The 14727-nt window shown below is 57.4% G+C and carries 9 protein-coding genes and 3 pseudogenes; 7 read left to right on the forward strand and 5 right to left on the reverse strand.

The genetic code is table 11. The annotated features are described in order from the left end of the window. Window positions 1-17: 17 nt before the first annotated feature. Window positions 18-434, reverse strand: a pseudogene (gene trxC / locus RO009_01335) (thioredoxin TrxC). Between the two features lie 78 nt (window positions 435-512). On the opposite strand from trxC, the gene RO009_01340 reads away from it, so the two are divergent. The 6 genes from RO009_01340 to RO009_01365 all read left to right on the forward strand — a co-directional run bounded on the left by RO009_01340 (window position 513) and on the right by RO009_01365 (window position 7569). Next, window positions 513-887, forward strand: a complete 375-nt coding sequence (locus tag RO009_01340) for a metalloregulator ArsR/SmtB family transcription factor (protein ID MDT3683672.1) — start codon at window positions 513-515, stop codon at window positions 885-887. 4 nt (window positions 888-891) lie between these two features. After that, window positions 892-1095 carry a DUF2892 domain-containing protein gene (locus tag RO009_01345; GenBank protein ID MDT3683673.1) on the forward strand — a complete coding sequence of 68 codons (204 nt, stop codon included), beginning with the start codon at window positions 892-894 and terminating at the stop codon, window positions 1093-1095. Between the two features lie 64 nt (window positions 1096-1159). Next, the gene (locus RO009_01350) at window positions 1160-2182 is read left to right on the forward strand and encodes an efflux RND transporter periplasmic adaptor subunit (protein ID MDT3683674.1); all 1023 of its coding nucleotides are present in this window, start codon (window positions 1160-1162) and stop codon (window positions 2180-2182) included. Then, window positions 2179-5385 carry an efflux RND transporter permease subunit gene (locus RO009_01355; GenBank protein MDT3683675.1) on the forward strand — a complete coding sequence of 1069 codons (3207 nt, stop codon included), beginning with the start codon at window positions 2179-2181 and terminating at the stop codon, window positions 5383-5385. Before RO009_01350 ends, RO009_01355 begins: the two co-directional genes overlap by 4 nt. Window positions 5386-5445: 60 nt before the next feature. Continuing rightward, a complete protein-coding gene (locus RO009_01360) occupies window positions 5446-6054 on the forward strand; it encodes an isoprenylcysteine carboxylmethyltransferase family protein (protein ID MDT3683676.1) in 609 nt (202 codons plus the stop codon). 159 nt (window positions 6055-6213) lie between these two features. Next, window positions 6214-7569 (forward strand): ferric reductase-like transmembrane domain-containing protein, encoded by a 1356-nt coding sequence (locus RO009_01365; GenBank protein ID MDT3683677.1) that lies wholly within the window; start codon window positions 6214-6216, stop codon window positions 7567-7569. Window positions 7570-7772: 203 nt separating this feature from the next. Here the strand turns inward: RO009_01365 and RO009_01370 are convergent. Together RO009_01370 and RO009_01375 are read right to left on the reverse strand one after the other, a co-directional pair. Then, window positions 7773-8874: pseudogene (locus tag RO009_01370) on the reverse strand (IS3 family transposase). Window positions 8875-9126: 252 nt separating this feature from the next. Continuing rightward, the gene (locus RO009_01375; protein ID MDT3683678.1) at window positions 9127-9453 is read right to left on the reverse strand and encodes an aldehyde dehydrogenase family protein; all 327 of its coding nucleotides are present in this window, start codon (window positions 9451-9453) and stop codon (window positions 9127-9129) included. On the opposite strand from RO009_01375, the pseudogene RO009_01380 reads away from it, so the two are divergent. Beyond that, a pseudogene (locus RO009_01380) lies at window positions 9336-9875 on the forward strand (hypothetical protein). The gene RO009_01375 and the pseudogene RO009_01380 overlap by 118 nt on opposite strands. A gap of 665 nt (window positions 9876-10540) precedes the next feature. On the opposite strand, the gene RO009_01385 reads toward RO009_01380, so the two are convergent. Together RO009_01385 and RO009_01390 are read right to left on the reverse strand one after the other, a co-directional pair. Beyond that, window positions 10541-11539 carry a response regulator gene (locus RO009_01385; GenBank protein MDT3683679.1) on the reverse strand — a complete coding sequence of 333 codons (999 nt, stop codon included), beginning with the start codon at window positions 11537-11539 and terminating at the stop codon, window positions 10541-10543. 130 nt (window positions 11540-11669) lie between these two features. Then, on the reverse strand, window positions 11670-14684 hold the full coding sequence (locus RO009_01390) for a PAS-domain containing protein (GenBank protein MDT3683680.1): 3015 nt from the start codon (window positions 14682-14684) through the stop codon (window positions 11670-11672). Between the last annotated feature and the right edge of the window lie 43 nt (window positions 14685-14727).

Consider the following 14727-nt stretch of genomic DNA (forward strand, 5'->3'; position numbering starts at 1 on the left):
CCGGCATGTTTTTGCGCCCAGAAAACAATGGCGGCCGCATTCATCGCGCCGGAGATGCGAGCGACCTTGCGGCCGTTCGCAAACAGCAGCATGGTCGGAATGCCCTGAATTCCGAGCCGGCCGGCAACGTCCGGTTCCTCCTGCGAATTCAGCTTGATGAGGCGCATGCTTGGTTCGAGCACATGGGCGGCCTGCGCAAAGGCTGGCGCCATCGTCCGGCATGGCCCGCACCATGGCGCCCAGACATCAACCAGAATCGGGATTGAGCTGCGCTCAATCTGGCGCTCAAACGTAGCCCGATCGGCATCAAGGGGTGCTGCGACGAACAGCGGCTGCTTGCAGGCCCCGCATTGTGCTGCAGTTGCGGCACGGCGCGCCGGCACCCGATTGACGGCTGCACAATGCGGGCAAACAACATGGTGGCTATCGGACACGTCCGGGCCCTCTCTTTGACGGGCAAATGATCTTCCCGCTCGCTTGACATATATTCAATAACTCGTATATTCGCAATTATGAATATTTCGGCGAAGATCGACCCAAAAGTCATGCGCGTCGCCGCAGATGAGGCCGGAGCACTCTTGAAAGCGCTGTCCAATCGGCACCGCCTTCTGATCCTTTGCCAGCTCATCGACGGTGAGAAATCGGTCGGCCAGCTGGCCGACTTTCTGGGAATTCGCGACTCCACCGCCTCTCAGCATCTGGCGCTGCTCCGACGAGACCGCATTATTTCCGGCCACCGAGATGGCCAGACCATCCGGTATCGCATCGCTAGCAAACCAGCGCTTGATGTTATGCAGGTTCTCTACGCGGCCTATTGCGCTGGATCAAAGTCGCGGCAACCCGCACCGCATTTCACGACGCCCCGCCGATCACGTTCAAAGGAGTAGGACAATGACTCTCGATCACGCCGTTATGATGTTCGCCGGCTTCATCATTCTTCTGTCTTTGGTGCTCGGCTTCTATGGGTCGCCCTATTGGTACCTGTTGACGGCCTTCGTCGGACTGAACCTCATACAAGCTTCGGTGACGGGTTTTTGTCCCGCGGCCATGGTGTTCAAGAAACTCGGCGTCAAGGCCGGAAAAGTCTTCAACTAGCTACGAAGATCAGAGAGGAGCGCGTCCGTCGTCGCAAGTACATCTCTCTCCTGATAATATTATCATGCCGCCGCGTACCAATTTTATCTTTCCTGTCCTCGTATCCATCTTCGTCGGCAGCATGCCGGCGGAGGCAAACGATTTCGTTGTCAAAAGCATTATGGTGCCGGACATGAAGGCCGTGTTCGGTCGGGTCGAAAGTACAAGGATCGTTCCTGCGCGGGCGCGGATCGGCGGGTCGATCCGAGCCATCGGGGTCGGTGAAGGCGATCAGGTTAAGGAAGGCCAGGTCGTTGCGGTGGTCGTCGATGACAAGCTCGCGCTGGAGCTTAACGCCGCCGACGCCAAGATCGAGGCGCTCAATTCACAACTTGAGAACGCTCGTACTGAACTTGACCGGGCGCAACAGCTCCTCGCCCGCGGCGCCGCGACTCAGGCGCGCGTCGATCAGGCGAGGACGCAGTTCGACGTCATCGTCAGCCAGGTCGCCGCCGCCCAGGCCGAGAAAGCTGTGATCGGCCAGCGGGCGCGCGAGGGCGACGTGCTCGCTCCCGCGGACGGCCGAATTCTCACAGTCCCGGTGACACTCGGTTCCGTTGTCCTCGCCGGCGAAGAAATCGCGCGCATCGCAAGCGGCCGCTATTATCTGCGCCTTTCGCTGCCCGAGCGGCACGCCGCAGAGATCAGGCCGGATGCCATCGTTCGGATCGGACAGCGCGGTCTTTCGCCAGCGACGAGCGGCCGCATCGCGGAGGCACGGCCCGGCCGTGTCGCCAAGGTCTATCCGGAGATCGCGGGCGGCCGCGTGATTGCCGACGTCGAGGTAGAGGGCCTTGGAGGCTATTTCGTCAATGAGCGAACGCTGGTTTGGATTCGGGTTGCCGAGCGTCCGGCGATCGTCGTCCCGCCAGAGGCCGTGACCACGCGTCACGGCGTCGATTACATCCGGGTCGCTGCCGAAACCGGTCCTCTCGAAGTCGCCGTGATCCTTGGCGAGGCAATCCAGACCGCGGATGGTCCACGTATCGAGGTGCTGACCGGACTGCGCGAGGGCGACCGCGTGGTCATGCCGGATCGCAAGTCATGAAATTTGGGATTGCCGGCGGCCTCACCCGCGCCTTCATCGCCTCACCGCTGACACCTCTGTTCCTGCTCGCCGCCTTCGCGCTCGGACTTGTCGCTCTCGTCATGCTGCCGCGCGAGGAAGAGCCGCAGATCTCAGTGCCCATGGTTGACATCCATGTCGAGGCCAACGGGCTCAAGGCCGAGGATGCGGTCAAGCTCATCACTGAGCCGCTGGAGACGATCATCAAGAGCATCGACGGCGTCGAGCACGTCTATTCGCAGACCGAGGACGACGGAACCGTTGTCACTGCCCGCTTTCTTGTCGGCACCAATGCCGATGCTGCCATTTTGCGCGTGCACGAGAAGATCCGCGCCAACATGAACCGCATTCCGGTCGGCATCCCCGAGCCGCTGATCGTAGGCCGCGGGATCGACGACGTCGCCATTGTCGTCATCACACTGACCCCGACCCCGGATGCGGCTGACCGCTGGAGCACGAACGGCCTGACCCGCCTCGCCCGCGAACTGCAAGTCGAGGTGCTCAAGCTGCCCGACATCGGGCTCACCTATATTGTCGGCGAGCAACCCGAGGAAATGCGCATCGAGCCCTACCCGGAACGGCTGTCGCTCTACGGCATCACCCTGCAGCAGCTCGCCGCGAAGGTCGCGGGTGCTAACCGCTCATTCCAGGCCGGTCGGGTGCGGGAAGTCGGTGAGCAGCGCACTCTCGTCGCCGGCCAAACCCTGCAATCGCTCTCCGAGATCGGCAACCTGCTTCTCACGGCCCGCGACGGCCGTCCTGTCTATGTGCGCGACGTGGCTTCAATCGTGCTGGCGACCGAGCCCAACGAGGCGCGCGTCACGAATGTGCGCAAGACCGCAGCCGGTCTCGAGAGGACGCCTGCTGTATCGCTCGCCATTGCCAAGCGGCCGGGAACCAACGCCGTCGTCATCGCTCACAATATTGTCGAACGCCTCGAACAGGCGCGCGGTCAGATATTTCCGGCCGACGTCGAGATGACAGTCACTCGCAACTATGGCGAGACGGCAAACGAGAAGGCGAATGAACTCCTCTTCCATCTCGGCTTGGCGACAATCTCGATCGTGATCCTGGTCGGGTTTGCCATTGGCTGGCGCGAGGCGCTGGTGGTGGCGGTGGTCATCCCGACCACCATCCTGCTGACCCTCTTCGCCGCCCACATCATGGGTTATACGCTCAATCGCGTCAGCCTGTTTGCGCTGATCTTCTCGATCGGCATCCTGGTCGACGATGCTATCGTCGTCATCGAGAATATCGCCCGCCACTGGGCGATGAAAGACGGTCGGCCACGCGTGCAGGCCGCAATCGAGGCGGTGGCGGAAGTGGGCAATCCGACCATTGTCGCGACCCTCACGGTGGTCGCCGCATTGCTGCCGATGCTGTTCGTCTCCGGCATGATGGGCCCCTATATGAGCCCGATTCCCGCCAATGCCTCGGCGGCGATGCTGTTCTCCTTCTTCGTTGCCGTGATGCTGACCCCCTGGCTGATGATGAAGCTCGGGGGTAAGGCGCATACAGAAGCGTCCGCTCACGGCGCCGCACAGGGGAGCGGCTGGCTCGGCCGCGCCTATATCGCCGTAGCTCAACCGATCTTGCGGACAAGAATACGCTCGTGGATTTTCCTCGGCGCGGTCGGCCTCGTCACACTTGCCTCACTCGGGCTGCTCTATACGCAGCACGTTACCGTCAAGTTGCTGCCGTTCGACAACAAGACCGACCTGCAGGTGATGGTTGATCTGCCGACGGGATCGTCGGTCGAGGATACCGAACGGTTGCTGCAGGCGATGGTCGAACGGCTCGCACCGGTCAAGGAGACTGTTTCCTTCCAGACCTATGCCGGCACCGCGGCACCGTTCAACTTCAACGGTCTGGTGCGCCATTATTATCTACGTGCGCAGCCGCATCAGGGCGACATCGCCGTGACTCTTTCCCCCAAGGACGAACGCGCGCGTGCAAGCCATGAGATCGCCCTTGAGCTTCGCACGCGCCTCAAGGACCTGACCCTTCCCAACCGCACCATTGTGAAAGTTGTAGAGCCGCCGCCCGGCCCACCGGTGCTTGGCACGCTGCTCGCCGAAATTTACGGACCCGATCCGGAGACGCGGCGAGCCGTTGCGACAAAGGTGCGCGAAGCCTTCGAAAGCGTGCCCTTCATCGTCGATACGAACGACAGCTTCCACAATCGGCCGGACCGCGTGCGCCTCGCCATCGATCAGGACAACCTTGAATATTATCGGGTCGAACAGGGTGATGTGTACGACACGGTTCGTACCTTCGGCAGCGGCACCACCGTCGGCTATTCACATCGGGGTGGCGGCCGCCAGCCGATTCCGATCCGCATCGCTTTGTCCAAGAGCGAGCGAGTCGTCAATGAGCGCACGCTGGCGACACCAGTGCCAGCCAATGCGCTGCCCGGCGATCGCTCCATCGTCGAGCTTGGCGATGTCGTCTCCGTGACGCGGGAGCGCGCTTCCTATCCGATCTTCCGGCATAATGGCCGCGCTGCCGAGATGGTCATGGCCGAGCTTGCCGGCACGTTCGAAGCGCCCGTGTATGGCATGATCGCAGTCGCCGACGCCATCGCAAAGGCGGACTGGGGCGAACTGCCGAAGCCCGCGCTCACACTCCATGGCCAGCCCAGCGACGAGTCCCGCCCGATCCTCCTCTGGGATGGCGAATGGGAAGTGACCTGGGTCACCTTCCGCGATATGGGCGCCGCCTTCGCGGTCGCGATCCTCGGGATCTACATTCTCGTCGTCGCGCAGTTCGGCTCATTCAAGCTGCCGCTCGTAATCCTCACGCCGATTCCGCTCACGTTCATCGGCATCATGCTTGGCCACTGGCTATTCCGCGCGCCGTTCACGGCAACCTCCATGATCGGGTTCATCGCGCTCGCCGGCATTATCGTGCGAAACTCGATCCTTCTTGTGGACTTCATCCGCCACGCGCGTACGGCCGAGCGCCCACTGATCGAGGTGCTGCTGGAGGCCGGCGCCATCCGCTTCAAGCCGATCCTGCTCACCGCACTCGCCGCTATGATCGGAGCGGCGGTCATCCTCACAGATCCCATTTTCCAAGGGCTTGCAATTTCGCTGCTGTTCGGGCTCGCCTCCTCGACGGCGCTGACCGTCCTCGTTATTCCGGGGATCTATGTCGTGCTGAGAGGAAATACGGAGCTGAACTGACGCATCCGAACGCGCAAGAAGGCCATGACCAGACCCCGGGCAATGTGACATCAGGAAGCAATGCAGATCCACACGGTCCAGACGATCCGCAAGGCGATCCTTTTTGTCGGGGTCGCCGTCGGCGTCGTCCTCTTCTCCGTAACCAAATCCATTTATCCGAGCGGCGAGACGGTCCACGAGCTAATCGAATGGCTGGGGATTGTGCTGATCGTCACATGCATACTGGGACGCACATGGGCGTCCCTTTACATCGGCGGTCGCAAGATCGAAGAGCTTGTGCAGGTGGGACCCTACTCGGTCAGCCGCAACCCGCTTTACTTCTTTTCATTTCTTGGCGCAGCCGGAGTTGGCGCGCAACTTGGCAGCATCATTTTAGCCGCCCTGACCGGTGGCATTGCGGTCGTCGTCTTTTACATTGTCGTCAAGCAGGAAGAACAGGTTCTGCTGAGTCGTTATGGCGCGGACTATCGCGTCTACCTAACGCGGGTCCCGCGCTTCGTGCCGAATCCCCGCTTGTGGCACGATGAAGCGACGCTCGTTATCTATCCGTCTCGTGTCTTGATGACGTTCGCCGACGCGCTGGTATTTCTCATCGCAGTTCCGTTGGCGGAATTTTTTGAATACTTGCAGGAGGTCGGGGTGCTCCCTACCCTTCTCCATCTTCCATGAACCGCTCATGTCAGCGTTTTTCCATGCAAGCCCGGATCATCTTCTCGCGGTCCGTTCTTGCCGATTCCAGGATCAACTCGCAGAATGCCGACCGCAATGTCGCTGCTGACCCGGCTTGAGATTCATAGCATTATTGAGCCGAAGCAGCCGAGACTTTTTATGAAACACATCAAGATTGCATTCTGGAGCGCGCTGGCTCTTCTTATCGCGCTCTGGCTTACGGCTGAGCCGCTCGCCCTCCGATCTTCAGGGTTCTTTGCGCTGCGCGGGTCGATGGTCCAGCTCAGCGGTATCCTGGCCATGACCTGCATGAGCCTTGCGATGGTCCTCGCGCTCCGGCCGCAGTGGCCGGAGCGGTGGCTTGGGGGGCTCGACAGGATGTACCGCCTGCACAAATGGTTGGGCATCGGCGGGCTCGTGCTTGCGATCGCGCATTGGCTCTGGTCGGAGGCGCCGAAATGGGCCGTGGGCTTCGGCTGGCTCGCTCGCCCCGAGCGGGGCGCGCGGCCGGCTGCCGCCGGCGCAATCGAGCAGGCTTTCCGATCATGGCGTGGCACCGCCGAGGGCGTCGGCGAATGGGCCTTCTACGCCGCAGTGCTGCTGATCGCCGCGGCGCTCATCCATCGCATTCCCTATCGCCTCTTCTACAAGACCCACCGACTACTCGCGGTCGTCTATCTGGTGCTGGTCTTCCACACTGTGGTGCTYRTGAATTACCCCTACTGGGCTTCGCCGCTCGGCTTGGTCATGGTGGCCCTCCTCGCTTACGGAACATGGGCCGCGATCGTGGTGCTTGCGCGCCGTGTCGGGGCGGGCCGAAAGGTGGAAGGTTCAATCACGCGACTCCATTACTTTCCAAGCCTTCACGTTATCGAAGGCGAGATCGACACCCCGCATGGCTGGCCCGGGCACAAGCCCGGACAATTCGCCTTCGTCAATTGGGACGAAGACGAGGGCGCGCACCCCTGTACGATCGCCTCAGCCTGGAATCCTTCCGAGCATCGGCTGACCTTCATYACCAAGGAGCTTGGTGACTTTACRCGGCGCATGCCCACGRCGCTGCGTGTCGGGCAACCGGTGAAGGTCGAGGGTCCTTATGGCTGCTTCACCTTCGACGACGACCGCCCTCGACAGATCTGGATCGGCGGCGGCATCGGCGTCACACCCTTCATCGCACGCATGAAGCAACTTGCGATGGATAGAAAAGGTTATGTGGGCCGGCCGAATTTGCAGAGCATCGATTTATTTCACACCACCGCCGACTGGAGCGAGGAGGCCATCGCCAAGCTCACGACCGATGCGCAGGCCGCCGGCGTGCACCTGCACCTCCTCCACGATGCCCGCGACGGTCTGCTGACTGGCGAGCGAATCCGCACCGCCGTGCCGGACTGGCGGGAGGCAAGCGTCTGGTTCTGCGGTCCGGCCGGATTCGGCGCGGCGCTGCGGGCCGATCTCGCCCGTCACGGCCTGCCTGTGGACGAGCGCTTCCACCAAGAACTGTTCTCGATGCGGTGAGCAAAACGATTGATCGGAATTTGACGAGGCGCGCCTATGTTTGGTGGCGCGGCCGCGGAACGCCAAGCCGATGTCGAGTGACCAGCGCTCGCAGAAGCTGCGGCGGGGCGCGAAATGAGCATGTTTGCGTACCCTTCTTCCTCGCCCATCCAGTTCAAGGACGGTATTGACCTGACGGATATTTTGGACCAGGCGGATAGAGATTATTGCATGGGCGCTTGGTGATCCAGCATTGGCCTGGCGCCTGTGGATGTTTGCGGAGCTGGGGGTCGATATCCGAGCGATGAGTGCGGGCGCACGGTATTGTATTGATTGCGCCATTGCTCGATGACGATCCGGGCTTCCTTGAGGCTGTAGAAGATCTCCTGATTGAGGCATTCGTCGCGCAGCTTGCCGTTGAATGACTCGCAATATCCGTTTTCCCATGGACTGCCGGGCTCGATGTACAGGGTCTTTGATCCCAGCCCGGCTAGCCATTGACGTACGATCCTGGACGTCATCTCTGCTCCATTGTCAGAACGGATGTGTACGGGGATGCCCTTGGTGAGCATCACATCGGCCAGCGCCTCGATGACGCCAAGACTATTGATGCGGCGAGCGACCCGGATGGCCAGGCACTCGCGAGTGAACTCGTCGATCAAGGTCAGCAGCCTGATACGACGACCATCATGGGTCTGCGCCTCGACAAAATCATAGCTCCAGACATGATTGCGATGAGTCGGTCTGAGCCGGATGCAAGACCCATCGTTGAGCCATAGCCGGCTTCGCGGCTTCTGTTTCTTCGGCACTTTGAGCCCCTCACGGCGCCAGATCCGCTGCACGCGGTCGCAACCAACCTGCCAGCCGGAAGTCCTCAGCAGCGAGTGATACGTCGATAGCCGTAGCGGCCGTACTTCGAGGCGAGAGCGATGATTGCGCCAGTCAGCGCATCCTCGTCAGCTCGGGCAATGGCCGTGTAGCGTTGCGTGCCGCGGGGCTGATCGACGATCCGGCAGGCGTGGCGCTCGGAGAGCCCGTACTTCGTCCGGATTCCCTCGACAGCCTGCCGGCGCCGTTCGGGGCTTACAAGTTTCCCGAGGCAACATCCTTCAGGATCTGCTTCTCGAGAGAAAGATCGGCAACCAGACGCTTCAGCCGGACATTCTCGCGCTCAAGGTCCTTCATCCGTCGGGCCTGATTGACTTCGAGCCCGCCGTATTCCTTCCGCCAACGATAATAACTCTGCTGCGATATCCCAGCCTCCCGGCACGCAACCGCGGGCGTTTTACCCTGCGACGTCAGCACCTCAATCTGGCGCAGTAAAATACAATCTGTTCCACATCGCCTGGTTCAAAAAAGCCCCGTCAGGTCAGTATCAGGTTTGTAGCGCACCTCGCGCTGATCAGGCCCGCTCCGTCCCCTTTCTATGAGTGATCTTCGGTGGCAGTCACCGCATCCGCAAATGTTCCTTGGCGAAGCAGCAAGTCATCCGATTAGACACCAGGCCGAATATCACGTCCTTCCCAATCGCAATCGCTTCATCCTCGTCCTCAAACGGAATGATCGAGAGGACAGGGCCTAACACGCCTCCTGGGCGATGCGCATACGGTTATTCACCTCGCCGAAAATGGCTGGCTGAACAAGCGAGCCATCTCTCAATGCCGGATCGGCCGCAACGGACCTGCCGAGCAAGACATTGGCACCTTCGTCGCGCGCGATATCGATATAATTGAGCATGCGCTGACGCTGCTGTTGCGTGGTGACAGGGCGCCTGCACGAGCGGCAGTTTCTATGGCGGGCTGGGTTACGACCAGAAGGTGATTTCCATTTTACGTGAGCAATGTGACGTGCCTTGCTCGACAACGGCAACTGCCGCTGTGAATGCGTTCCGGGCCGTCGGCGCAAAGAAGATCGCGATGGCGACGCCCTATCAGGACTGGGTGAACCAGAAGGAGAAGGACTTCTTCGAAGGAAGCGGCTTTCAGATCGTCAATGTCGCCGGTCTTGGACTCACCGGGTTTGACGTATGCGAACTGCATCCGGAAGCATTTTACTCGTTTGCCAAGAGTCAGGACCGACCGAATGCCGATATCCTGTTCCTGAGCTGCATGGGATTGCGATCGCTCGAAATATTGCCTCGGCTCGAACAGGATCTCGGGAAGCCGGTGCTGTCGAGCAATCAGGTTACGCTCTGGGAACTGATGAATCTCGCGGGGCTGCCAACGGATGTCATCACGCGCGACTTCGGCTCGCTTTTCAGGCTTGGAAATCGCCGCGTCGAAATAGATCGGGCCCCGAACAATCGGGTCGAGCGGCCCGCAGCTTAGACTACAGGCTGATTGGTGAGGCGTTTATCGGGCGGGCCGGTCTGTGACCGTCCGTTCTGCAGTCCTTCGCAATCTGGCTGGCGCTTCAGAGCGGCGGTCCGCAGCGCCGGCCGGCTGACCTTAGATTCGAGTCACGCAAGTAGTGGACAAGGCCTTAGAATCTAATATTGACGGCGCTCGGCTCGAAGCGCTGATTTTTCTGGCGCGCAAAGTCCGTCGGTGCCGGCGAGGGTCAACCTGGAGCGTGGAGGAGATCGAAAATCTTCGAGTTACGGACCTGCTTGACCATTACAAGAGAGAATATTTGGCCGAGCCGACCAATGAGACGCCGAAGCAGCGTCACGCGCGGAAAGCAGATATTGCGTATCTCAGCACCGTTCAACGCGCTTTTCCCGAACTCTGCGTCGGCGATATCGGTGAGCTCGATTGCGCGGCACTACGCCAAACGCGCATCAAATCGCGCGGAGACAACGCGGGATACGGCCGGATTAGCTTAGGTGCGTGTCAACGGAACCGGGGTACAGGCCAACAGGTCGCCTGACGCCGCCCGCTCATCGCGACACCGTCAGCCGATTACCTTTCTCTGTACATGTATACGCCTGATAAAGACGTCACGCTCGCCCAACTGGAAATCTCCATTTCTTGGTATTTCGCGAAACAGATCGCTATCTAATTAACAATCGCAAACGTTCCAATTCCATAAGTCCAGCATTTTCAGCATCAGCACTCAGCTCACGTGCTGCAATTCTTGAATTAATGTTTTCGCGAAGCTGACCGTCTCGAAGATAAGGCACAGAGCGATACCAACGATATTGAAACATGTGCCCACTTGTCTTGTGAATCACCGCCATCCGAGAGCCGCTGATCGCGACATCGAAATCGGCCATGGCCTCAGCGCCAATTGTAAGCACCTTCGGCCCTCGCAATTCAAAGATATCATCAAGAGCGGCATCGACGTCACGCGGATAAAACGGCTTGTGCAGAACTCCCACAGCTCCTAACTTTAATGCTTCGCTTTCCCGATCGGGATAGGCATTGCCCGTCACCATGACAACTTTCAACATCGGACGATGCTCCAGAAGCTCACGAAGCGTTTCAATTCCATTCAGGCCAGGCATGCGGTAATCTAGAAAAACGAGATCGAACGGCTTGAAGAGACAACGATCAATAGCCGCCCGCCCGTCGGACGCCTCTTCCACCTCAATATTGAAATGTGCACGTTTCAGCACGTTATGAATGGTTCGCCGAATGGCTTGCGAATCATCTACTACGAGCACTCGCGTTAATTGCGTTCTTCGAATGTAAGTATAAATAATAGCTTCAATCTCAGCGACATCGAATGGCTTGAACAGAAAATCGTAAGCTCTCAATTCTCGCGCCACCTCTATAAAGCGCGTATTGTCAGATCCCGACATCAACGTCACAAAAGCATCTACTCCTTGGCTTCGTGCATCCCATAATGCCTCCAGGCCCGACATCTCAGGCATATGAACATCAATAAATGCGAGTTGAACATCACCTTTGCTGAGAAGGTGAAGACATTCCTTTCCATTAGACGCCTCCACAATTTCCATCGGCCATTCTGCGCGCCGAGCGGCGTCGTAGAAAATGCGCCGAACTGCGCTGGCGTCATCAGCTACAAGAATTTTTAGCTTTGACTCCATAACTCAAACGCTCACGTTAAACGATGCAAACGAGGGTCAACAACTCATCGCCCGGTCGACCAATCCGCAGCTCATCTTAGGTCCAGATCGTCCCAGCCACCTATTCGGCACGGTTCAACTTCATTGATTGTTACCACGACTGGCCCAAAATGTTACCCACAGCCTTTGCCAAATCATGCTTGCGATACGGCTTACTGAGGAATGGAGCGTCAACATCGAGCGCTGCGCCGTTAGTCAACGCTGCGCCGGGAAATCCCGACGTAAATAATACTTTGAGGTTTGGACGTTCACTCTGAGCCTGGTTAGCGAGTTCTTTGCCATCCATTCCCCCCGGCATTATCAGGTCAGTAAACAACAAATCCACTCTCGGAGCCGCATCCAGCATTTCTAGAGCTATCCGTCCATTACTGGCTTCAAGCACTTGGTATCCGAACTCTTTCAATAGCTTCACGGCCGTGGAGCGAACCTCGGAATTATCGTCAACAACCAGGACTACTTCACTGCTCGCGACCTTCGACAACTCCTCAGATGCACTCGTAACCGGTAAGTCTGCCTCTGAATTTCCAGCGCTCGGCAAATACAGTTTGAACGTCGTACCTTTTCCAAGCTCGCTATACACACTGATGTGACCGCGCGACTGCTTTATGAAACCGTAGGCCATGCTCAGGCCAAGACCGCTACCCTTGTCTGGACCCTTAGTCGTGAAGAAGGGGTCGAACACGCGAGAAAGAACCTCGGATGACATTCCTGTCCCGGTGTCAGTGATTTCAATGACTATATAATCGCCGGATATCACCTCCAAGTGATCCGCCGCACAATCGTCATCGAGATGCGCTTTGTGCGTTTCGATAACTAGCGACCCCCCTTCGGGCATTGCGTCGCGAGCATTGATTGCGATGTTCAGCAGCACCGCCTCAAGTTGGGCTGCGTCAGCATGGACCGGCCATAGATTATCTTCCAATCGAAGATTAATTGCGATGCTCTCGCCCAGTGTACGCCTCAGTAGTCGGGTCGTTTTGCGGACAAGCTCGTTCAAGTTAATGCGACACGGGTGGAGCGATTGGCGACGCGAAAACGCCAGCATCTGCCGAGTAAGCTCAGCGCCATGAGTGCTCGCCTGCAAGATAAGCTCTATTTTCTGCTGAACGGAGACGTTGTCGATGATTTCCTCCTGCAGCAAATCAAGATTACCGATAATGACTGTTAGAAGATTATTGAAGTCGTGCGCTAATCCGCCGGTTAAGTTGCCAATTGCCTCCATCTTTTGCGCCTGCAGCAACTGGCGCTCAACGGTCCTTTGCTCGGTAATATCCTCAATAACACTGAGCAAATATTCCGGTTTTTCTCGGCCGTCGAATACCAGAAGCTTTGTCGATTTCGCAACGCGCGTTCCGTTCCCAGGAGTCTCAAGCGTGTGCTCATTAACGGAGATCCTTCGATCGCCTCGCAGCAATTCTCTTTCCAGTTTGGTGATGTAATCAGCAGTTTCTTTTGGAAGCACTTCGTGCACGGTCTTTCCAATCATCTTGTCCCGCGCAATGCCGTAGTACTCTTCGCCAGCTTGATTGATCAGCACATAACGAAGGTCGCGAGGATCCTTGACAACAATGATCGTCGGCACATTCTCGATGACTAAATCTAAGAAGGCTTGATTGCGATCTCGCTCCCGCTCTGCGCGACGCTGCTCGGTGACATCCTCGTGTGTGGATACCCAGCCTACGCCCGGAACTGTCCGATTGATAATCGAAATAGTTCGTCCGTCAGAGAGTTCTCTTTCCTGGACATAAAAGCTGTCTTCGTCAACGACAGAAATTGAATTTGGAGATTTCGCTAATTTTCCGATTTCATTGAGCACCCGGTCAGCATACTGTTCCGGATCGCCATCGAAGTTTCCTGCCTTCTTACGCAATCGCAGGATATCGCTCAATGTGTAACCCGCCTCCAAAGAGATGAGATCATACATTTGTAAAAAACGCTTATTATGCAGAATTAGGCGACCTTCCAAATCAAACATCAAAAGACCCTGGTGCATATTGTTGAGAGCCGTATCCAGCTGTACTTTCTGCCGGCGGAGAGCCTGTTGCGACCGTTCCTGCCCGCGCAGTAGAGGGCGCGCAATGAGGACGATCACCACCCCAATCAATAGCGCGATAAGCGCGCCAGATCCGGCCAATATCTTCACCTCTCTTTGCCAATCAGCAAGGGCGGCGTCGATGGTTGTCGTTGCGGAAATGACAATCGGAAAATGGGGAACCGCATGAGAAGCGATTAATCGAGCTTTGCCGTCAATCACACCTGCTTGCCGACCCACACCTCGATCAGCGTGAACTAACGATGTTCTAAACATCGCGTTAGATCCGTACTGCCGCCCAACGACACCATCAACATGTGGATAGCGAGCGAGCAGCATTCCGTCTCGACGAAAGAGCGAGATCGAACTCTGGGGATTAATTACAATAGCTCCAAATAATTTCTCGAAGTACTCCAGCTCAATGGCTCCCAGAACCAGTCCGATGAAATTGCCTTGATGATCAACAACTTTACGCGCCAAATATATTGTCCATGTTCCAGATCCCCGATTGCGAACAGGCTCGCTCACGAAGGAGCTGAGGCTCCGATCGGATTGAAGTGCTCTGAAATAGTCACGATCTGCAACATTAACTGACGGTATAGGCCAATAGCGCGAGAAGTTTATTAACTTGCCATTTGCATTGATCATAGTGACGGCGTCGACATGCACCAGTCCACTGATCTTGTTTTTGAGTATTATATGTATGTCGTGTCCTGACATTTTTTGTTCGTAATCTTCGCTAGAATTTATATCCCGCGCTTTGATGTTTTCGATCACGCTTGTTTGAACAAGCTCAAGGGCCTGGAAGGCTCGATCAGTTTGCTCAGCAAGAATGAGAGCAATATTTTTCAGCTCGCGCTCATTATCGACTAATGCACGGTTGCGAACATTAAAAATCAGTATGACAGCGCTTGAAATAGTTATGCCTATCAGCAGAGTTCCAAAGAAAATGAGCAGCCTTATTGGCCAAGCGATCACACCATTTGGTTGGAACAAGCTGTTCCTTGTCGATGTCAGTTCGACTTTCTTCTCGTCGGAGAACTCTCTTCGTTTATCTGCCGATACGATATCCATGGGTAAGTCTACTATTCAGCCCATTATCAACATCTTCGACCCA

This window comes from Pseudorhodoplanes sp., assembly GCA_032027085.1.
Taxonomy (GTDB): Bacteria; Pseudomonadota; Alphaproteobacteria; order Rhizobiales; family Xanthobacteraceae; genus Pseudorhodoplanes.

What these genes read in the sequence shown, in the direction of transcription:
- RO009_01340 (MDT3683672.1), top strand. Translation starts at nt 513, where the DNA reads ATGAATATTTCGGCGAAGATCGACCCAAAAGTCATGCGCGTCGCCGCA.
- RO009_01345 (MDT3683673.1), top strand. Translation starts at nt 892, where the DNA reads ATGACTCTCGATCACGCCGTTATGATGTTCGCCGGCTTCATCATTCTT.
- RO009_01350 (MDT3683674.1), top strand. Translation starts at nt 1,160, where the DNA reads ATGCCGCCGCGTACCAATTTTATCTTTCCTGTCCTCGTATCCATCTTC.
- RO009_01355 (MDT3683675.1), top strand. Translation starts at nt 2,179, where the DNA reads ATGAAATTTGGGATTGCCGGCGGCCTCACCCGCGCCTTCATCGCCTCA.
- RO009_01360 (MDT3683676.1), top strand. Translation starts at nt 5,446, where the DNA reads ATGCAGATCCACACGGTCCAGACGATCCGCAAGGCGATCCTTTTTGTC.
- RO009_01385 (MDT3683679.1), bottom strand. Translation starts at nt 11,539, where the DNA reads ATGGAGTCAAAGCTAAAAATTCTTGTAGCTGATGACGCCAGCGCAGTT.
- RO009_01390 (MDT3683680.1), bottom strand. Translation starts at nt 14,684, where the DNA reads ATGGATATCGTATCGGCAGATAAACGAAGAGAGTTCTCCGACGAGAAG.